Consider the following 19525-nt stretch of genomic DNA (forward strand, 5'->3'; position numbering starts at 1 on the left):
TCGTATGAGCATGCCTGCACGGGAACGACTGGTCGTGATCGGCGGGGACGCCGCGGGCATGTCCGCGGCGTCCCAGGCCCGCCGCCTCAAGGGGCCCGGGGAACTGGAGATCGTCGCCTTCGAGCGCGGCCACTTCACGTCCTACTCCGCGTGCGGCATCCCGTACTGGGTGGGCGGCGACGTCACCGACCGGGACGACCTGATCGCCCGCACCCCCGAGGAGCACCGCGCGCGCGACATCGATCTGCGGCTGCGCACCGAGGTCGTGGAGATCGACGTGCCCGGACGGCGGGTACGCGCGCGTGACGTCGATTCCGGGGCGGAGTCCTGGACGTCGTACGACAAACTCGTGATCGCGACGGGAGCGCGCCCGGTCCGCCCGGATCTGCCGGGCGTGGACGCGCCGGGCGTACACGGGGTGCAGACCCTCGACGACGGTCAGGCCCTGCTGGACACGCTGGCCCGCGCGCGGGGGAAGCGGGCCGTGGTCGTCGGGGCGGGCTACATCGGCGTGGAGATGGCCGAGGCGCTCATCACCCGCGGCTACGAGGTGACCGTCGTCAACCGGGGCAGCGAACCGATGTCGACCCTGGACCCGGACATGGGCCGCCTGGTCCACACGGCGATGGAGGGCCTCGGCATCGCCATGGTCAACGACGCCGAGGTCACCGAACTGCCCACCGACGCGGACGGCCGGGTGCGGGCGGTGGTCACGAAGGACGCCGAGTACCCGGCGGACGTGGTCGTCCTGGGCATCGGGGTCCGCCCCGAGACCACCCTGGCCGCGGCCGCCGGGCTGCCCCTCGGGGCGCACGGCGGGCTCCTCACCGATCTGGCGATGCGGGTGCGCGGCCACCGGGACATCTGGGCGGGCGGCGACTGCGTGGAGGTCCTCGACCTGGTCTCCGGCCAGGAGCGCCACATCGCCCTGGGCACCCACGCCAACAAGCACGGCCAGGTCATCGGCACCAACGCCGGCGGCGGCTACGCCACGTTCCCGGGTGTCGTCGGCACCGCCGTGAGCAAGGTCTGCGACCTGGAGATCGCCCGCACGGGCCTGCGCGAGAAGGACGCGCGCAGGGTCGGCCTCCAGTACGAGACGGTCACCGTGGAGTCCACCAGCCGGGCCGGCTACTACCCCGGCGCCTCCCCTATGACGGTCAAGATGCTCGCCGAACGCCGCACCGGCCGGCTCCTCGGCGTCCAGATCGTCGGCCGGGAGGGCGCGGCGAAACGCGTCGACATCGCGGCGGTGGCGCTGACGGCGGGCATGACGGTGGAACGGATGACGGCACTGGACCTGGGCTACGCCCCACCGTTCAGCCCGGTCTGGGACCCGGTCCTGGTGGCGGCCCGAAAGGCTGCGACCAAGGTGCGCGCGACCCCCTAGGGGCGCGGGGGCCATGTCGATGTGCGGCTCCGCCGCGGGCGCGACCAGCAGCCCCACGCACCCGCACGGAACCTCGCCCCTACGCGGTACCGAGCCGCGGCAACGCGGAGACCTGCGCGGCCGCGGCCACCTGCTCCGCCGGCTTCGCGTGCGCGGCAGCCGCAGGTCGCGACCGCAGCCGGTGCGACACGGCCTCGTCCAGCGTCACCGGGCGCTGCATCTGGGAGGCGAGCCGCCCGGCCTCCTGACCGAGCCGGGCCACGTCCTCCCAGGGCAGTCGGATGACCAGGGCGATCTCGGCCTCGCCGTCGGGCGTGGCGTGCATCGCGGGGGTAACTCGGTCGTTCATCGCCTGTTCCTCACGTCGTCCCCGCGGTCCGCCTTCCCCGGGCCGCGGGCGGTTGCCGGTTCATACGGGGCCACGGCGGGGCGCGTTCACCGATTCGACGAACGGATCGGGGGCAGTACTTCCCTGTGGTCATCCCCGTCCATGACGTGAACCCGGTGCGCCGCACGCCCGTGGTGACGTACACGCTGATCGCGGCGAACGTGCTGGTCTTCTGGTTCATGCCGGGCCTGTCGGGCTCGGTGGCCGGCGACAGCGCGCTGGCGCAGACCTGCCATCTGCACGCCTTCCTGGAGCATTACGCGGCCGTACCGCGCGAGTTGATCCACGATCAGCTCCCGCAGCTCGTGCCGACGGGCGGGGTGCGCGGCGACGGCTGCGCGCTGGGCCCGCCCGACTACGTCAAGTCGCCGGTGCTGAGCGTGTTCACGGCGATGTTCCTGCACGGCGGCTGGCTGCACCTGCTGGGCAACATGCTGTTCCTGCTGATCTTCGGGAACAACATCGAGGACCGGATGGGCCACGTCCGCTTCGCGCTGTTCTACGTCGCCTGCGGCTATGCGGCGTCGTACGGCTTCGCGGTGCTGAACGCCGACTCCACCGACCCGCTGATCGGCGCGTCCGGGGCGATCGCGGGGGTGCTGGGCGCCTATCTGGTGCTGTATCCGAGGGCCAGGGTGTGGGTGCTGGTGCCGTTCCTGGTCTTCCTGCCGCTGCGGCTGCCGGCGTGGCTGGTCCTGGGGTTCTGGTTCGCGCTCCAGGCCGTTTACTCCTCCGGCGAGGGCGTCTCCGGCGCGGGCACGGTGGCGTACGCGGCGCACGTCGTGGGCTTCCTCACCGGCATGCTGCTGGCCTGGCCGCTCAAGCCGGGCACCCCACCGCCCCCGGAGCCGCGCGGGCTGCTGTTCGGCAGGCGCGCCCGGCCCCGGCACACGGGGTGAACGCGGCTCCCTCCGCCCGGGCGACCCCGGGGCAGGTCTAGGGGGTGTTTCGAAAGTCCCGCACCGCGGGTGCGGTGCGGGACTTTCGAAACACCCCCTAGCGCCCCGGCCCGCCCTGCCCCGGGGTCGCCCGGAGGTCGGCGAGCAGCTCGGCCTGTCCGGCCAGGACCCCGGAGAGGATGGTGCGGGCGACCCGCAGGAGTTCGGCGATGTGCGGGCTGGTCAGGGAGTAGTGGACGGTCGAGCCTTCCTTGCGGGTCACGACCAGGTTCGCCCGCCGCAGCACCGCGAGCTGCTGGGAGAGGTGCGCGGGCTCGATGCCCACCTCGGGCAGCATCTCCGCCACCGCGTGCTCGCGCTCGCTCAGCAGCTCCAGGACCCGGATGCGTGCCGGATGCCCGAGCGTCTTGAAGAACTCTGCCTTCAGTTGGTACAGCGGCGTACTCACCGGACCGTCCTCACCCGTGGAACCGAACACATGAACTCGGCAATTGCCAACGTTAGCAACTGTGCGAAGTCGCCTGCGGACCCGAGGGCAGCACTCCGGCCGTCTCCAGGTGCTCACGGGCGGCCCGGATCGCCTCCGGGGTGGTGTCGTGGTCCCGGCCTTCGTGGCGCAGGAGCTCCAGCGCGCCGACGGAGTCCAGGACCTGGCGCTGACCGGTGCGTATCCCGGAGGCGAGGACGAGGATGCCGCGCCGTCTCAGCTTCTCCACGGCGTCCTTGAGGACGAGAGCGCCCGTGGCGTCCATGGTCGACACCCGGGACATGCGCAGGATCACCACCCGGACGTCGGCGACGTCGGTCAGCTCCAGCAGAAAGCGGTGCGCGGCGGCGAAGAACAGCGGCCCGTCGACGCGGTACGCCACGATGTGCTCGGCCAGCAGGGCGTGTTCCTCGGCACTGTGGTCGCCCCGGTCCAGCGGGACCTGATCGAAACGGGCCTGTCGGGCGACGGCGCGCAGGGCCAGGGCGCCGGCCACGACCAGGCCGATGATCACCGCCTGGACGAGGTCCAGGGCGAGAGTGGCGACCGCGGTGAGGACGAGGATCAGCGCGTCGGAGCGGGTGGCCCGGAGCATGGCCTTCAGGGAGCCGACCTCGACCATGCGGATCGCGGTGGCCAGCAGGACCCCGGCGAGCGCGGCCAGGGGGATCCTGGACACGAGGGGCGCGGCGGCGAAGACGATGACGGCGAGGATCGCGGCGTGGGTGAGCGCGGCCAGCCGGGAGGTCGCGCCCGTCCGGACGTTGACGGCGGTGCGTGCGATGGCACCGGTCGCCGGGACACCGCCGAACAGCGGGGCGGCGATGTTCGCCAGGCCCTGCCCGAACAGCTCCCGGTCCGGGTCGTGCCGCTGCCCGACGGTCATGCCGTCGGCGACCGAGGCGGACAGCAGGGACTCCAGGGCGGCGAGGGCGGCGACCGCGACGGCGGAAGGAAGCAGGGAACCGAGGGCGCCCGGGTCGAGGAAGGAGAGGGAGGGAGCGGGCAGGCCGGACGGCAGCTCGCCGATCGGCCGCGCCGCGTCCATGCCCGCGGCCTGGGCCACGACCGTCGCGGCGATCACCGCGACGATGGAGAAGGGGATCGTCGGCCACCATCGGGCCCCGGCGAGCATGACCACGGCGACGGACACCGCGAGGCCGGTCGCCGTCCAGTTCGGCGCCTTCGCGAACTCCTCGACGGCCCGCCAGACGACCACCAGGACCCGGTCGCCCTCGGGTGGGGCCACACCGAGGGCGTTCGGGATCTGCTGGAGCCCGATCACACAGGCGATACCGAGGGTGAAGCCCTCGACGACGGGGGCGGGCACGTACTGCATGTAGGTGCCCGCCCGCAGCACGGCCAGGGCCACGAGCATCACGCCCGCCATCAGTCCGACGGTCAGCACCCCGGTCGGACCGTACCGGCCGACGATCGGTACGAGGACGACCGTCATCGCACCCGTCGGTCCGGAGACCTGCAGATTCGAACCGCCGAAGACCGCGGCCAGCGCGCCCGCGACCACCGCGGTGGCCAGGCCCGCCTGCGCGCCCAGTCCCGAGGACACTCCGAAACCGAGCGCGAGCGGCAGCGCGACGATCGCCACGGTCAGCCCCGCGAGCAGATCGCGGCGCGGGTCCCGCCGTATGTCCGCCAGAGCGGCACGACCGGGCAGCAACGACGTCAGCGGAACCGGCACGACCCCTCGCCCTCCTCACCCTTGCGAGTATGAAGAACAGAGCATCTAACCAATTGCGAAATTTTGCAATTCATCGTCCGGCGACGGCCCGGGAAACCCGCGCGCGCCGTCGGCGCCGCCTACCGCGCCGTCTGCGTGTGGACGTACTCCACGAGGCGGGTGAGCGCGTCCGGGTCGATGGACGGCATCACGCCGTGGCCGAGGTTGAAGACGTGGCCCTCCAGACCGGCGGCCGCGTCCAGGACCTCGCGGGTCTTGGCCTCGACGGCCGCGGTGCCGGCGAACAGGACGGTCGGGTCGAGGTTGCCCTGGAGCGCCTTGCCGGGGCCGACCCGGCGGGCGGCCTCGTCGAGCGGGACGCGCCAGTCGACACCGACGACGTCCGCGCCGGCCTCGCCCATGAGCCCCAGCAGCTCACCGGTGCCGACGCCGAAGTGGATGCGCGGGACGCCGTAGGACTCGACCGCCCGGAAGACCTTCGCGGAGGCGGGCAGCACCGAGCGGCGGTAGTCGGCGGGGGCGAGGGCGCCGGCCCAGGAGTCGAAGAGCTGGACGGCACTGGCGCCCGCCTCGATCTGGACCTTCAGGAACGCGGCCGTGATCTCGGCGAGACGGTCGAGCAGGTCGGCCCAGAGCTCCGGGTCGCCGTACATCATCGCCTTGGCGTTCTCGTACGTGCGCGACGGGCCGCCCTCGACGAGGTAGCTCGCGAGGGTGAACGGCGCGCCCGCGAAACCGATCAGCGGGGTGGCGCCGAGCTCGGCGGTGAGCAGGCCGATCGCCTCGGTGACGTAGGAGACGTCCTCGGGGGTGAGGTCGCGGAGCTGGGCGAGGTCGGCGCGGGTGCGGATCGGGTTCTCGACGACCGGGCCGACGCCCGGCTTGATGTCGAGGTCGACGCCGATGGCCTTGAGCGGGACGACGATGTCGCTGTAGTAGATCGCCGCGTCCACGTTGTGCCGGCGCACGGGCTGGAGGGTGATCTCGGTGACCAGCTCGGGCCGTGCGCACGACTCCAGCATGGGGACGCCCTCGCGGACCTTGCGGTACTCCGGCAGCGAGCGCCCGGCCTGACGCATGAACCACACGGGGGTGTGCGGTACGGGTTCCCGCCTGCACGCCTTCAGGAAGGGGCTGTCGTACGTCGCTGTCGGCTGCCGGCCCGCGGGGCTCTCGTTCACGCTCACGACGGCAAGTCTCGCACGGCGCCGCAGCCGGCGGCGCCGCCGCACCCGTCTCCCGCCGTGCCCGCGAGCCACCCGTTCGGCCCTTGCGTTCGGGGCGCGTGTTCGCCCAACGCGCAGCCGCCCGCGGGGGCCGCGCGGGTGTCTTGCCCTGCGCGAGGCCGTCGTTCCCCTTAATCTTCCCCGCATGGCTGCGGCTCAGGGACGACTGTCGGACGGCGCTGGCGGGATGGACGAGGCGAGTGAGGGGGACCGCGATGGGAGCAGGTCGGCACCGCCGGCGTTCCGGGCCGCCGTCGACGCGCTGAGGGCGGCGCGGCTGCGGCCGCAGATCGAGGTCGACCCCGCCCCGGCGCCCAAGAAGCTCGCCCCGTACGCGTACGCCCTGGAGGCGACCGTCGTGGACGGCGAGCAGGACCTGGCCGACGGCCGGCTGGTGCTGCTGCACGACCCGGACGGGCACGACGCCTGGCGCGGGACGTTCCGGCTGGTGACGCTGGTGCGGGCCGAGCTGGAGCCGGAGATGGCGGCCGACCCGCTGCTGCCGGAGGTGTGCTGGTCCTGGCTGACCGGTGCGCTGCAGGCGCGCGGCCTCGCGTACGGAGAGCCGAGCGGGACGGTCACCCGGGCGAGCTCGCACTTCTTCGGCGGTCTCGCGGAGCGGCCGGCGAACTCGCAGATCGAGATCCGGGCCTCCTGGTCGCCCCGCGAGGGGCTGGGCGGGGTGCCGGACGCGGCGGCGCATCTGGCGTCCTGGTGCGATCTGCTGGCGCAGGTCGCGGGGCTGCCGCCGGCCGGGCCGGGTGACGCCTCGGTGGTGACGCTGCCGCAGCGGCGGGGGCCGCAGACGCGCTGAGCGGTCCGGAGAACACAGGGCTGTACGAGTGGGTCGGTCGCCGGGAAACGGCGACCGACCCATTTGGCCGTCCTGATTGACCATCTCTTTGTCGATACGGCCACTTTCGATCCCGGACCGCATCCACCCAAACCGATTCGATCTTCGGATGATCGATCGCGTGTCCGAATTGCACGGATTGTTACTCACTAGATCGTGATCATTTTCTAAAGGACCCCGGGTGCGCTGCCGAAGACGACTGTGACCTTGAAAGCACGGTTCGTCCCGGCGACTCTCTCCCCACAAGCCCCCGAACCGGCTCCGTCCCCCACCCAGGAGGCCTGGTGTCCGTTCTCCTCGAGCAGCCCGCAAGCCTGGTCGCCTACCGCCCGAACAAGCCCACCGCCATGGTGGTCGTGGCCGACCCGCGCGTGCGTTCCACCGTCACCCGCCATCTGTGGGCGCTCGGTGTGCGCGATGTCATCGAGGCCTCGTCCATCGCGGAGGCTCGTCCCCGCGTCGGCAACCCCCGAGACATCTGCGTCGCCGACGTCCATCTCCCCGACGGCTCCGGTCTCACCCTGCTGTCCGAGACCCGCGCCGCGGGCTGGCCCAACGGGCTCGCCCTCTCCGCCGCCGACGACATCGGCGCCGTGCGCAACGCCCTCGCGGGCGGTGTCAAGGGCTATGTCGTCACCGGCACCCGCACCAACGTCGGGCTCCCCACCCGGCCCGGTGCCGCCCCCATCGGAGCGGCCGCCGCCCGGCTGCACCGCCGCCCCCCGGGTGCCCCGAGCCACCCGGGCGGCTACCGCGAGCTCTCCGGCCGCGAGGTCGAGGTGCTCCGCCTGGTCGCCGAAGGCCAGTCGAACAAGGCGATCGGCGTCTCGATGGGACTGTCCGCGCTGACCGTGAAGAGCCACCTCGCCCGTATCGCCCGCAAGCTCGGCACGGGCGACCGCGCCGGGATGGTGGCGGTGGCCCTGCGGACCGGCATCATCCACTGACCACCGCAACCCGCGGGATTCGCTCTGACTTGTTTACGACCCCGGGGCGCCCGTCGACGGAACGTTCCGTCGGCGGGTCCCGTCCACACACGGATACCCTTGACAGGTGACCGACGCCCAAGAGACCGCAGCAGCCAGCTCACTGCGAACCACCGGAGGCGCCCCTCCGGACGACGGCGGATCTGCCTCTCCTGTTTCCGGGGCGCCGACACCTCTGGCCGTGCCCGAGCCGACCCCGCTGCTCGAACCGCGCGAGGGCATCCCGCCCGTGATCGCCGACGCCGCCTCGCTCGCCGAGGCCGTCGCCGCCTTCGCCGCCGGCACCGGCCCGGTCGCCGTGGACGCCGAGCGCGCCTCCGGCTACCGCTACGGACAGCGCGCCTATCTGGTGCAGCTCCGCCGCGAGGGCGCCGGCAGCGCCCTGATCGACCCCGTCGCCTGCCCCGACCTGTCGGGACTCGGCGAGGCCCTGTCCGGCGTCGAGTGGGTGCTGCACGCCGCCACCCAGGACCTGCCCTGTCTGCGCGAGATAGGTCTTGTGCCCACCCGGCTGTTCGACACCGAGCTGGCCGGCCGGCTCGCCGGGTTCCCCCGGGTCGGCCTCGGCGCGATGGTCGAGGGCGTCCTCGGTTTCGTCCTCGAGAAGGGCCACTCCGCGGTCGACTGGTCCACCCGCCCGCTCCCCGAGCCCTGGCTGCGCTACGCCGCCCTGGACGTCGAGCTCCTCGTCGACCTGCGCGACGCGCTGGAGAAGGAGCTGGACCGGCAGGGCAAGCTGGAGTGGGCCCACCAGGAGTTCGACGCCATCGCCTCCGCTCCCCCGCCGGAGCCCCGCAAGGACCCCTGGCGCCGCACCTCCGGCATGCACAAGGTGCGTCGGCGGCGGCAGCTCGGGGTGGTGCGGGAGCTGTGGCAGACCCGGGACCGCATCGCCCAGCGGCGGGACGTCTCGCCCGGCAAGGTGCTCTCCGACGCGGCGATCGTGGAGGCCGCGCTCGCCCTCCCCGCGAACGTGCACGCGCTCGCCGCGCTGAACGGCTACGGGCACCGGATGGGGCGGCGGCAGCTCGAACAGTGGCAGGCCGCCGTCGACCGGGCGAAGGCGCTCGGCGAGTCGCAGCTGCCGCAGCCGGGGCAGCCGGTGGCGGGGCCGCCGCCCCCGCGGGCATGGGCCGACAAGGACCCGGCGGCCGCGGCACGGCTCTCCGCGGCGCGGGCGGCCGTCTCCGCGTTGGCCGAGCGGCTGAACATGCCCCAGGAGAACCTGATCGCTCCGGACAGTGTGCGGCGGGTGTGCTGGGAGCCGCCCGCTCCCGTCGACGAGGAGTCGATCGGCGGCATACTCGCGGGGCTGGGGGCTCGGCCCTGGCAGGTGGAGCAGGTGACGCCGGTGCTGGTCAAGGCGCTGACGGCTTGAGTTCGCCCGAAACAGCCCCGTGCCCCTGAAGGCCGCTCATCTGGTCGCTCCTTTCATGAAGCCGTTGTAGATGTACTTCTGGAGGGCCAGGAAGACGATCAGGGTCGGCAGGATGACCAGGACCGCTCCTGCCGAGATCGTTTCCCAGTGGGCGCCGAAGGGGCCCTTGAAGCGGAACAGGGACGTCGAGATCACGCCAAGATCTTGAGAGGGCAGGTAGAGGAAGGGGATGTAGAAGTCGTTGTAGACGGTGATCCCCTTCACGATCACGACCGTGGCGATCGCCGGTTTCAGCAGCGGGAAGATGATTTTCCGGTAGACGGTGAAGGCGTTCGCGCCGTCGAGGCGGGCCGACTCGTCCAGGGAGACCGGGATCGAGCGGACGAACTGCAGGAAGATGTAGATCGAGACGATGTCCGTGCCCATGTAGAGGGCGATGGGCGCCCACAGCGTGTCGAACATGCCGAAGCCGTTGACGATCTGGAAGGTCGCCACCTGGGTGGTGACCCCGGGGACGAGCGCGGCCAGCAGGAACAGGGCCACGACCAGCTTGCGCAAGCGGAACGTGAAGCGGTCGATGGCGTACGCCGTCATCGAGCCGATGAGCACGGTCCCGCCGATCGAGAACACCAGGATGAACGCGGTGTGCCCGAAGGCCGACAGCATCCGGCCGTCCTGGAACGCCGTCACGTAGTTGTGGAAGTTCAGCGGATCGTCGGGGAGCGTCAGGGCCCCGCTGTCGTCCGCGAGTTCCTCGTCGGTCTTGAGCGAGGTCAGCAGGACCACGCCCAGCGGGAGCAGGACGACCAGCGAGGCGAGGACCAGGGACAGGTACACCAGCGTGCGGGCTGCGGCGCGGCGGGTCATACGAGGTCCACCCTGTCGTCGGGGACCAGTCGGCGCTGGAGCCAGGTCACCGCCAGGATGATCAGCAGCAGGACCACGGCGGCGGCCGAGGCGAGGCCCGTCTTGTTGAACTGGAAGGCCAGCTTCACGGTCTGGATCACGAAGGTCTCGGTGCCGGTCGCCCCGCCGGTCATGATGTACGGGATCTCGAAGGCCGACAGCGAGCCGGAGACCGAGAGGATCACGGTCAGCGTCAGCACCGGTTTGATGCCGGGCAGGATGATGTGCCGGAACTGGTGCCACCGGTTGGCGCCGTCCAGTTCGGACGCCTCGTACAGCTCGCCCGGTATGGACTGGATCGCGCCCAGGAACAGCACGAAGTGCAGGCCCAGATAGCGCCAGACGGAGACGCCCGCGAGGGAGGTGTTCGCGGAGACCGGGGTGCCGAGCCAGGCGTGGTCGGAGTGGTACCCGAACAGGGCGAGGACCGAGTCGAGGGTGCCGCCGTCCTGGAAGAAGTACAGGAACACGAAACCGATCGCGACCCCGTTGATCAGATACGGGAAGAACAGCACGCCCTTGAAGAAGTTCCGGAAGCGGACGTCGAAGCTGAGGACCGTCGCGAACCAGAGCGCGACGACGATCTGCACGGCCGAGGCGGCCAGGTAGTAGCCGCTGACGAAGAAGACCTCGAACAGGTCGGAGCGGGTGAGGAGTTCGGTGTAGTTCTCGGTGCCCGTGTAGTGCAGTTCGGGGCTGACGCCGTCCCAGTCGGTGAAGCTGTAGGCGACCATGTTGACGATCGGCGCGTAGGTGAAGGCGATCAGCAGGGCGAGCGGTACGGCCAGGAACAGCCAGGGCGTCAGCCGCCGCCAGAAGCGGGCCCTGCGGGGGGCCGGGGCCGGCACGGGTGCGTCCCCGCGCGCCGGCCGCGTCCCCGGGTGTCCCACCGCCGGTTTCTCGGTGGTGTCCGCCATCAGGACCCCACGGTCTTCTGGGTGTCCGTCCACTTCTTGCCGAGGTCCGCGAGGAAGTCGTCGAGGGTGCCCTTGCGGGCGCCGCGCGCGAGGTCGACGAGGTTCTGGCGGTAGTCGGGGGTGTTGATGCCGACCTCGGACTCGGTGTCGATCAGCTTGACCTCGGCGCCCTTGCTGTCGTCGAGCTCGATGAGCTTGACGCCCGCGTCCTCGTACGGCTTGAGGACCTCGGGCAGGGGCGCGTCCTTCAGCGGGGAGATGGCGAGGTTGTCCCGGTCGTAGCCGGACTTGTCGGTGAACCAGTCGATCCAGGCGCGGGCGGCCTCCTTGTGCCGGGAGTGGACGTTGACGGCCTGGTTGTAGTCGGGGCCGGCCACCGCGCAGAACGTGCCGTCCACCTGCGCCGGGAAGGGCATGAAGCCGATGTCGTCGGGATCGACGCCGGCCTTCCGCGCGGCGTCCTGGAACTGGATGACCGCCCAGGTGCCGAGCCACTGCGTGGCGATCTCGCCCTTGGCCAACCGGGGCTTGGACGCCTCCCAGTTGGAGGTGGTGGGGTCCTTCTCGGCGAGGCCCTCGTGGACGATGTCGTACAGGAGGGTGTCGCCGACGCGCAGATCGGCGCCCTCGGCCCAGGGGTCGCCCTCGGCCAGCTTGGTGGTGGCCTGCGGGTCGCAGTGGACCGAGCCGTTGACGAAGGTCCACGAGGTGAGCGTCCAGCCCGCGGCGAAGTTGGTGTAGTAGGGGACGGCGTCCGTCTTCGCCTTGATCGCCTTCAGGCCGGCGAGGAACTCGGCGGGGGTGGTGGGCCAGTCGGTGACCCCGGCCTCCTTCCAGACCCGTTTGTTGTAGACGAAGCCCGGCATCACCCCGATCGGGCTCTGGCCGTAGACCTTGCCGTCGACGGCGGTGAAGTCGGTGAACCGGTACTTCCGGCCGCGCTCCTCGACGGTGCCGAGGGAGGCGAAGAACTTCGGGTAGTCGCTCTTCTTGATGACCCCGGGGATCATCAGGACGTCGCCGTAGTTCTCCGTGTTCATCCGGATCTTGACTTCGGCCTCGTAGTTGGTGAGGGCCTGGAACTCGACCTTCACCTCCGGATACGTCTTGTTGAACTCGGCCGCGTACTTCTTCAGCGTGCCGTCCTGGACGAGGTCCGTCCGCTGGGTGAGGACCGTGATGGTGCCGGTGACCTTCGACGGATCGTCGGCGGCCTTGGCGTCGGCCCCCTTCGACGTGCCGCCGGTGGCGGTGCAGGCGGGCAGGACGAGCAGCGCGGTTCCCACGGCGACGGCCAGGGCTGTACGGCGGTTCATGTGCATCAGCTCCGTTCGAGGGGGACGGACGAGCACGTGCGGGTTGGCTGATTCGGCACTCTGACAGCGCTTTCCTCAACCGGTAAAGTCCCATTCCCGCCAAGGCTGGACCGATGGTGCCCACGATCGACCTCGACCGGTTTAGGGAGCGCGCATGCTGGAGGCCACACCGCTCACCGACGGATGGATCCTGCGGCACCGGGGAGAGGCGCTGCCCGCCGTGGTGCCGGGTTGTGTGCACACCGATCTGCTGGCCGCGGGGGTGATCCCGGACCCTTTCGTGGGGCGGGGCGAGACCGACGTCGCCTGGGTCGGGCGGCGCGAGTGGACGTACGAGAGCGAGCTGCCGGCCGTGCCGTCCGGACACGAGCAGACCGACCTGGTGTTCGAGGGCCTCGACACGGCCGCCGAGATCCGTCTGGACGGCCGGCTCCTGGGCCGGGTGCGGAACATGCACCGCTCGTACCGGTTCGACGTGACGGGGGTGAGCGGGCCGCTGTCGGTCCGCTTCGCGTCCGCCTACGCGGAGGCCGAGGCGGTGCGCGGGAGGACCGGCGAGCGGCCGGCCGCGTATGCCGAGCCGTATCAGTACCTCCGCAAGATGGCCTGCTCCTTCGGCTGGGACTGGGGACCGACCCTGGTGACGGCCGGAATCTGGCGGCCGGTGCGGCTGGAGCGCTGGTCGACGGCGCGCCTCGCCCGGGTGCGCCCGCTCGTCACCGTCCACCGGGGCGTCGGTGTCGTCGAACTGCACGTCGAGGTGGAGCGCACCCGGGTGGAGGCCGCGCTCACGCTGGAGGCCCGGGTGGGCGGCACCGAGGCGCGCGCCCGCGTCGAGGGCACGAGCGCGGTCGTACGGCTTCAGGTGCCGGACGCCCGGCTGTGGTGGCCGCGCGGCTACGGCGAACAGCCGCTGTACGAAGTGGAGTTGACGCTGCTCCATGAGGGTGCGGCGTTGGACCGCTGGCGGCGGCGGATCGGCCTGCGGACCGTCGAGCTGGACCGGCGGCCCGATGCGCACGGCACCGGATTCACCCTGGTCGTCAACGGCGAGCGGCTGTTCGCGCGCGGCGTGAACTGGATCCCGGACGACGCCTTCCCCTCCCGGGTGACCCGGGAGCGCTACCGGGAGCGGCTGCGCCAGGCCGCCGACGCCGGGGTGGACCTGGTGCGGGTGTGGGGCGGCGGGATCTACGAGAGCGAGGACTTCTACGACGCCTGCGACGAGCTGGGGCTCCTGGTGTGGCAGGACTTCCCGTTCGCGTGCGCGGCCTATCCCGAGGAGCAGCCGCTGCGCGGTGAGGTGGAGGCGGAGGCCCGGGAGAACGTCGTACGGCTGATGCCGCATCCGTCGCTGGTGCTGTGGAACGGCAACAACGAGAACCTGTGGGGGTTCCGGGACTGGGGCTGGGAGGAGCGGCTCGCCGGGGACTCCTGGGGCGAGGGGTACTACCTGGGGGTCCTGCCGCGGGTGGTCGCCGAGTTGGACCCCACACGGCCGTACACGGCCGGGAGTCCCTGGTCCGGTTCCTGGGAGCACCACCCGAACGACCCGGCGCACGGCACCCATCACTCCTGGGAGGTGTGGAACCGGCGTGACTACGCCGAGTACCGCGGTGAAGTGCCGCGTTTCGTCGCCGAGTTCGGCTGGCAGGCGCCGCCCGCGTACGCCACCCTGCGGCGGGCGCTGCCCGGTGAGGAGCTCGCCCCGGACTCCCCCGGGATGCTGCACCGGCAGAAGGCGGACGACGGCAACGGCAAGCTGGCGCGCGGGCTCGCCCGGCATTTCGCCGTCCCCGAGGGGGACTTCGACCGCTGGCACTATCTGACGCAGGTCAACCAGGCGCGGGCGGTGGCCGCCGGGATCGAGCACTGGCGGTCGCACTGGCCGGTGTGCGCGGGGACGGTCGTCTGGCAGCTCAACGACTGCTGGCCGGTGACCTCCTGGGCGGCGATCGACGGGGACGGACGCGAGAAGCCGCTGTACCACGAGCTGCGACGGCTGTACGCGGACCGGCTGCTGACGCTCCAAGTGCGGGGCGGCGGGCTGGTGTCGGCGGCGGTGAACCAGTCGGCCGAGCCGTGGACGGGGATGCTGCGGCTGCGGCGGATGTCCGTCGACGGGGAGGTGCTCGGGGCGGCGGACGTCCACCTGGCGGCGGACGCACGGGCCGTGGGCGTGGTGCGGGTGCCCGGGGAGCTGGAGCCGTCCGGGGCGAAGGAGTTCCTGGTGGCCGACGCCGAGGGGCTGCGGGCGCTGTACTTTCCGGTCGCCGACCGTGAAATCCCCTACCCTGTACCGGAGTTCGAGGTGAGCGTGGCGCCGGGGCGGATCACGGTGACGGCTCTCACCCTCGTACGGGATCTGCTGCTCCAGGCCGACCGGCTGGGGCCGGACGTACGGGCCGACCGGGGGCTGGTGACCCTGCTGCCCGGGGAACGGGTGACGATCGGGGTGACGGGCTGGGACACTCCCGATGCCGACGCGGCCCGTGCCGCCCTGTACTGCCTGGAGCCCGTCCGATGACGTCCTCTCGCGTCACCATCAAGGACGTCGCCGCGCGTGCGGGCGTGTCCAAGGGGGCGGTGTCGCTCGCCTTCAACCGCAAGCCGGGCCTGTCGGAGGCGACCCGGGAGCGGATCTTCACGGCGGCGCGGGAGCTGGGCTGGGAGCCGAATCCGACCGCGCGGTCGCTGTCGAGCTCACGGGTGGACGTGGTGGGGCTGGCGATCTGCCGGCCGGCCCGGATGCTGGGTCTGGAGCCGTTCTACATGGAGTTCGTCTCCGGGGTGGAGAGCGTGCTCACCGAGCACGCCTGCTCACTGCTGCTGCGGCTGGTCTCGGGTGTGGAGGAGGAGGCGGGTCTCCTTGAGTCGTGGTGGCGGGGGCGGCAGATCGGCGGGGCGATCCTGGTGGACTTCCGGGCCGACGATCCCCGGGTGGCGGCGGCCGAGCGGCTCGGGCTGCCGGTGGTGGCGGTCGGCCATCCGTCGCTCACCGGGTCCCTGACCTCGGTGTGGACGGACGACGCGACGGCGGTGACGGAGGCGGTGCGGTATCTCGCGGCGCTCGGTCATCGCCGTGTCGCCCGGGTGGGGGGTGCCGCCGCGCTCGGGCACACGGTGATGCGGACGGCCGCCTTCGACGCGGCGGCGCGGGAGCTGGGGCTCGCCGGGGCGTGGCAGGTGGCCACGGACTACTCGGGGGAGGCGGGGGCGCGGGCCACCCGCTCGATGCTGACCGCCGCCCCGCCGGACCGGCCGACGGCCATCGTCTACGACAACGACATCATGGCGGTGGCCGGGCTCGCGGTCGCGTCCGAGATGGGACTGAGCGTCCCCCGGGACGTGTCGCTGCTGGCCTGGGACGACTCCCAGCTGTGCCGGCTGACCCATCCGACGCTCTCCGCGATGAGCCACGACGTGCACGGCTTCGGCGCCGAGGCGGCCCGTACGCTGTTCGGGGCGATCATGGGCCGGGGCCCGGGATCGCACCCCGTGCCGACGCCGGTGCTGACGCCGCGGGGGTCGACGGCTCCGCCGAAGGTGTGACGTTCGCCGCTTGGGCCTCCAAGGCTGTGCAGCTACGTTACTGATAAGTAGCATGGGTCCTGAGCGCGCGCTCAGCTTGCGCATCGCAGCAGTGCCATCCCGCACCCTCTGGAGGAGAGCCATCGTGCCTCGTACCGTCAGGGACGTCGTCTTCGTCGACGGCGTCCGTACCCCGTTCGGCAAGGCGGGCCCGAAGGGCATCTACCACGAGACCCGCGCCGACGACCTCGTCGTGAAGGCGATCCGGGAGCTGCTGCGCCGCAACCCCGGTCTCGACCCCAAGAAGATCGACGAGGTCGCCATCGCCGCGACCACGCAGATCGGCGACCAGGGCCTGACCATCGGCCGTACCGCCGGCATCCTGGCCGGTCTCCCCCAGTCGGTGCCCGGCTACTCCATCGACCGTATGTGCGCCGGCGCCCTGACCGCCGTCACCACGGTCGCCGGCTCGGTCGCCTTCGGCGCGTACGACATCGCCGTCGCCGGCGGTGTCGAGCACATGGGCCGCCACCCGATGGGCGAGGGCGTGGACCCGAACCCGCGGTTCGTCTCCGAGAAGCTGGTCGACGAGTCCGCGCTGTTCATGGGCATGACCGCGGAGAACCTGCACGACCGCTACCCGCAGATCACCAAGCTGCGCGCGGACGAGTACGCGGTGCGCTCCCAGGAGAAGGCCGCCAAGGCGTACGCCAACGGCAAGATCCAGGCCGACCTGGTGCCGATCTCGGTGCGCCGCACGAACGCGGACGCCGGTGAGACGGGCTGGGGCCTGGTCACCGCCGACGAGCCGATGCGCCCGGGCACCACCCTGGAGAACCTGTCCGGTCTGAAGACCCCGTTCCGTGTCCACGGCCGGGTCACCGCCGGTAACGCGGCCGGTCTGAACGACGGCGCCACCGCCTCCCTGATCGCGTCCGAGGACTTCGCCCGCGAGAACGGCCTGCCGGTCAAGATGCGCCTCGTCTCGTACTCCTTCGCGGGCGTCGAGCCGGAGGTCATGGGCTACGGCCCGATCCCGGCCACGGAGAAGGCCCTCGCGCAGGCGGGGCTCACCATCTCCGACATCGGTCTGTTCGAGATCAACGAGGCCTTCGCCGTCCAGGTGCTGGCCTTCCTCGACCACTACGGCATCGCCGACGACGACGAGCGCGTCAACCAGTACGGCGGCGCCATCGCCTTCGGTCACCCGCTGGCCTCCTCCGGCGTGCGTCTGATGACGCAGCTCGCCCGCCAGTTCGAGGAGCAGCCGCACGTCCGCTACGGCCTGACCACCATGTGCGTCGGCTTCGGCATGGGCGCGACGGTCATCTGGGAGAACCCGCACTTCGAGGGGGACAAGTGAGCACCACCGCTGAGCTGCTGAAGGGCGCGGCCGAGCTGTTCCCGGACGAGGTCGTCACCCAGGCGCACGTACGCCACCTGGACCTGCCGTTCGGTGCCGGGCGCTTCGCCCTGATCACCCTCGACAACGGCTTCGACCACACCAAGCCGACCACCTTCGGCCCCGCCTCGCTCGCGAACCTGAACACCGCGATCGACCAGGTGGAGAAGGAGGCCGCGGCCGGCGAGATCGTCGGTGCCGGTGTCACCGGCAAGCCGTTCGTCTTCGCCGTCGGCGCGGACCTCAAGGGCGTCGAGCTCCTCAAGGAGTACGACCACGCGCTCGCCATCGGCAAGGGCGGCCACGAGGTGTTCAAGCGCCTCGCGGGCCTCGCGGTCCCGACCTTCGCCTACTACAACGGCGCGGCGATGGGCGGCGGTGTCGAGGTCGGTCTGCACTGCACCTACCGCACCGTCTCCAAGGCGCTCCCGGCGTTCTCGCTCCCCGAGGTCTTCCTCGGTCTGGTCCCCGGCTGGGGCGGCTGCACGCTGCTGCCGAACCTGATCGGCGCCGACAAGGCCGTCTCGGTGATCGTCGAGAACAGCCTCAACCAGAACAAGCAGCTCAAGGGCGCCCAGGTCTTCGAGCTCGGGATCGCGGACGCGCTGTTCGAGGGCGCGGACTTCCTGGAGCAGTCGCTGATCTGGACGGCGAACGTCCTCAAGGGCGACGTCACGGTCGAGCGTCCGGTCGTCGACCGCGGCGAGGCCTGGGACCAAGCCGTCGCGCGCGGCCGGTTCGTCGCCGACTCCAAGGTGCACGGCGCGGCCCCGGCCGCCTACCGCGCCCTCGACATCATCGCCGCCGCCAAGAACGGCGACCTCCAGCAGGGCTACGACGCCGAGGACACCGCGCTCGCCGACCTGATCATGGGCGGTGAACTGCGCGCCGGCATCTACGCGTTCAACCTGGTGCAGAAGCGCGGCAAGCGTCCCGCGGGCGCCCCGGACAAGAGCCTGGCCCGCCCGGTCACCAAGGTCGGCGTGGTGGGCGCGGGCCTGATGGCCAGCCAGCTCGCCCTGCTGTTCCTGCGCCGCCTGGAGGTGCCCGTCGTCCTGACGGACATCGACCAGGAGCGCGTCGACAAGGGTGTGGGCTACGTCCACGCCGAGATCGAGAAGCTGCTCGGCAAGGGCCGGATCAACCAGGACAAGGCCAACCGCCTCAAGGCCCTGGTCACCGGTGTCCTGGACAAGGCCGAGGGCTTCGCGGACGCGGACTTCATCATCGAAGCCGTGTTCGAGGAGATCGGTGTCAAGCAGCAGGTGTTCGCGGAGGTCGAGGCGGTCGCCCCGGCGCACGCGATCCTCGCGACGAACACCTCCTCGCTGTCGGTGTCGGAGATGGCCTCGAAGCTCCAGCACCCCGAGCGGGTCGTGGGCTTCCACTTCTTCAACCCGGTCGCGGTCCTGCCGCTCCTGGAGATCGTCCGCGGCGAGCAGACCGACGACGCCTCCCTGGCCACGGCGTTCGCCGTCGCCAAGAAGCTGAAGAAGACGGCGGTGCTGACGAAGGACGCCCCGGCGTTCGTCGTGAACCGCATCCTGACCCGCTTCATGGGCGAGGTGCAGAACGTCATCGACGAGGGCACCCCGGTCGAGGTCGCGGAGAAGGGCGTGGAGCCGCTCGGCCTGCCGATGTCCCCGCTGGTCCTCCTCGAGCTGGTCGGCCCGGCGATCGGTCTGCACGTCTCGGAGACGCTCCACCGGGCGTTCCCGGACCGCTTCACGGTCTCCCCGAACCTCAAGGCGGTCGTCGAGGCCGGCAAGCGCGGCTTCTACGTGTACGACAGCGGCAAGCCCGAGCTCGACCCCGAGGTCGCCGCGCTGCTGAAGCAGGGCGACACGGTCCTCACCGAGGAGCAGGTGCGGGCGCGGGTGCTGGACGCGGTGGCGCAGGAGATCGGGCTCATGCTCGACGAGGGTGTCGTCGCCGAGGCCCAGGACATCGACCTGTGCCTGATCACGGGCGCCGGCTGGCCCTTCCACCTGGGCGGCATCACGCCGTACCTGGACCGCGAGGGCGTCTCCGAGCGGGTGAACGGCAAGCGGTTCCTGGCTCCGGGCACGGCGTCGGTTCCGGCGTAACGGCCGTAGAACGTATCCGAGGAGGGCCTCCGTCGGCGGACGGAGGCCCTTCTTCGTGTC

16 protein-coding genes are annotated in these 19525 nt (G+C 71.4%); 9 read left to right on the forward strand and 7 right to left on the reverse strand.

Features of this window, described 5'->3' with window-relative positions:
• Positions 1–4: 4 nt before the first annotated feature.
• Positions 5–1390, forward strand: a complete 1386-nt coding sequence (locus tag OG852_RS13160; protein ID WP_133914625.1) for an FAD-dependent oxidoreductase — start codon at positions 5–7, stop codon at positions 1388–1390.
• A gap of 79 nt (positions 1391–1469) precedes the next feature.
• On the opposite strand, the gene OG852_RS13165 is transcribed toward OG852_RS13160, so the two are convergent.
• Entirely contained in the window at positions 1470–1739 is a 270-nt protein-coding gene (locus OG852_RS13165; protein ID WP_133914626.1) for a hypothetical protein, read from the reverse strand.
• A gap of 125 nt (positions 1740–1864) precedes the next feature.
• On the opposite strand from OG852_RS13165, the gene OG852_RS13170 reads away from it, so the two are divergent.
• The gene (locus tag OG852_RS13170; protein ID WP_133914627.1) at positions 1865–2677 is read left to right on the forward strand and encodes a rhomboid family intramembrane serine protease; all 813 of its coding nucleotides are present in this window, start codon (positions 1865–1867) and stop codon (positions 2675–2677) included.
• 97 nt (positions 2678–2774) lie between these two features.
• Here OG852_RS13170 and OG852_RS13175 read toward each other — a convergent pair whose 3' ends face one another.
• The 3 genes from OG852_RS13175 to hemE form a co-directional block, all read right to left on the reverse strand.
• Positions 2775–3125, reverse strand: coding sequence for an ArsR/SmtB family transcription factor (locus OG852_RS13175; RefSeq protein WP_133914628.1), 351 nt, complete (start codon positions 3123–3125; stop codon positions 2775–2777).
• Between the two features lie 52 nt (positions 3126–3177).
• Positions 3178–4863, reverse strand: coding sequence for a SulP family inorganic anion transporter (locus OG852_RS13180; protein WP_133914629.1), 1686 nt, complete (start codon positions 4861–4863; stop codon positions 3178–3180).
• A gap of 119 nt (positions 4864–4982) precedes the next feature.
• Positions 4983–6050: a uroporphyrinogen decarboxylase gene (hemE, locus tag OG852_RS13185; protein WP_330348019.1), complete on the reverse strand. Its 1068-nt coding sequence runs from the start codon at positions 6048–6050 to the stop codon at positions 4983–4985.
• Between the two features lie 184 nt (positions 6051–6234).
• Between hemE and OG852_RS13190 the strand changes: the two genes are divergently transcribed.
• From OG852_RS13190 to OG852_RS13200, 3 genes are all read left to right on the forward strand, one after another.
• Positions 6235–6903: a DUF3000 domain-containing protein gene (locus OG852_RS13190; RefSeq protein ID WP_133914631.1), complete on the forward strand. Its 669-nt coding sequence runs from the start codon at positions 6235–6237 to the stop codon at positions 6901–6903.
• A 323-nt stretch (positions 6904–7226) separates the two neighbouring features.
• Complete coding sequence (locus tag OG852_RS13195) at positions 7227–7889, forward strand: helix-turn-helix transcriptional regulator (RefSeq protein WP_067229335.1); 663 nt, start codon at positions 7227–7229, stop codon at positions 7887–7889.
• 106 nt (positions 7890–7995) lie between these two features.
• Positions 7996–9306 (forward strand): ribonuclease D, encoded by a 1311-nt coding sequence (locus OG852_RS13200; protein WP_330348020.1) that lies wholly within the window; start codon positions 7996–7998, stop codon positions 9304–9306.
• Between the two features lie 36 nt (positions 9307–9342).
• On the opposite strand, the gene OG852_RS13205 is transcribed toward OG852_RS13200, so the two are convergent.
• From OG852_RS13205 to OG852_RS13215, 3 genes are read right to left on the reverse strand one after another with little or no spacing between them, the layout of a single operon-like run.
• Positions 9343–10173 (reverse strand): carbohydrate ABC transporter permease, encoded by an 831-nt coding sequence (locus OG852_RS13205; protein ID WP_133914633.1) that lies wholly within the window; start codon positions 10171–10173, stop codon positions 9343–9345.
• Positions 10170–11129 (reverse strand): carbohydrate ABC transporter permease, encoded by a 960-nt coding sequence (locus OG852_RS13210; protein WP_330348021.1) that lies wholly within the window; start codon positions 11127–11129, stop codon positions 10170–10172. Before OG852_RS13210 ends, OG852_RS13205 begins: the two co-directional genes overlap by 4 nt.
• Complete coding sequence (locus tag OG852_RS13215; protein WP_330348022.1) at positions 11129–12445, reverse strand: ABC transporter substrate-binding protein; 1317 nt, start codon at positions 12443–12445, stop codon at positions 11129–11131. The genes OG852_RS13210 and OG852_RS13215 overlap by 1 nt, the downstream gene beginning before the upstream one ends.
• 154 nt (positions 12446–12599) lie before the next feature.
• Here OG852_RS13215 and OG852_RS13220 point away from each other — a divergent pair, with 154 nt between their 5' ends.
• The 4 genes from OG852_RS13220 to OG852_RS13235 all read left to right on the forward strand — a co-directional run bounded on the left by OG852_RS13220 (position 12600) and on the right by OG852_RS13235 (position 19465).
• Positions 12600–14972 (forward strand): glycoside hydrolase family 2 protein, encoded by a 2373-nt coding sequence (locus OG852_RS13220; protein ID WP_330348023.1) that lies wholly within the window; start codon positions 12600–12602, stop codon positions 14970–14972.
• Positions 14969–15997, forward strand: coding sequence for a LacI family DNA-binding transcriptional regulator (locus tag OG852_RS13225; protein WP_330348024.1), 1029 nt, complete (start codon positions 14969–14971; stop codon positions 15995–15997). The genes OG852_RS13220 and OG852_RS13225 overlap by 4 nt, the downstream gene beginning before the upstream one ends.
• Before the next feature lie 124 nt (positions 15998–16121).
• A complete protein-coding gene (locus OG852_RS13230; RefSeq protein WP_133914638.1) occupies positions 16122–17339 on the forward strand; it encodes a thiolase family protein in 1218 nt (405 codons plus the stop codon).
• Positions 17336–19465 (forward strand): 3-hydroxyacyl-CoA dehydrogenase NAD-binding domain-containing protein, encoded by a 2130-nt coding sequence (locus OG852_RS13235; protein ID WP_133914639.1) that lies wholly within the window; start codon positions 17336–17338, stop codon positions 19463–19465. The genes OG852_RS13230 and OG852_RS13235 overlap by 4 nt, the downstream gene beginning before the upstream one ends.
• Positions 19466–19525: the final 60 nt, after the last annotated feature.

This window comes from Streptomyces sp. NBC_00582, assembly GCF_036345155.1.
GTDB lineage: Bacteria > Actinomycetota > Actinomycetes > Streptomycetales > Streptomycetaceae > Streptomyces.

Bases quoted from the DNA above. Each gene is read 5' to 3' on its own strand.
- OG852_RS13160 (WP_133914625.1), top strand. From the start codon at position 5: ATGAGCATGCCTGCACGGGAACGACTGGTCGTGATCGGCGGGGACGCC.
- OG852_RS13165 (WP_133914626.1), bottom strand. From the start codon at position 1,739: ATGAACGACCGAGTTACCCCCGCGATGCACGCCACGCCCGACGGCGAG.
- OG852_RS13190 (WP_133914631.1), top strand. From the start codon at position 6,235: ATGGCTGCGGCTCAGGGACGACTGTCGGACGGCGCTGGCGGGATGGAC.
- OG852_RS13205 (WP_133914633.1), bottom strand. From the start codon at position 10,173: ATGACCCGCCGCGCCGCAGCCCGCACGCTGGTGTACCTGTCCCTGGTC.
- OG852_RS13210 (WP_330348021.1), bottom strand. From the start codon at position 11,129: ATGGCGGACACCACCGAGAAACCGGCGGTGGGACACCCGGGGACGCGG.
- OG852_RS13215 (WP_330348022.1), bottom strand. From the start codon at position 12,445: ATGAACCGCCGTACAGCCCTGGCCGTCGCCGTGGGAACCGCGCTGCTC.
- OG852_RS13220 (WP_330348023.1), top strand. From the start codon at position 12,600: ATGCTGGAGGCCACACCGCTCACCGACGGATGGATCCTGCGGCACCGG.
- OG852_RS13225 (WP_330348024.1), top strand. From the start codon at position 14,969: ATGACGTCCTCTCGCGTCACCATCAAGGACGTCGCCGCGCGTGCGGGC.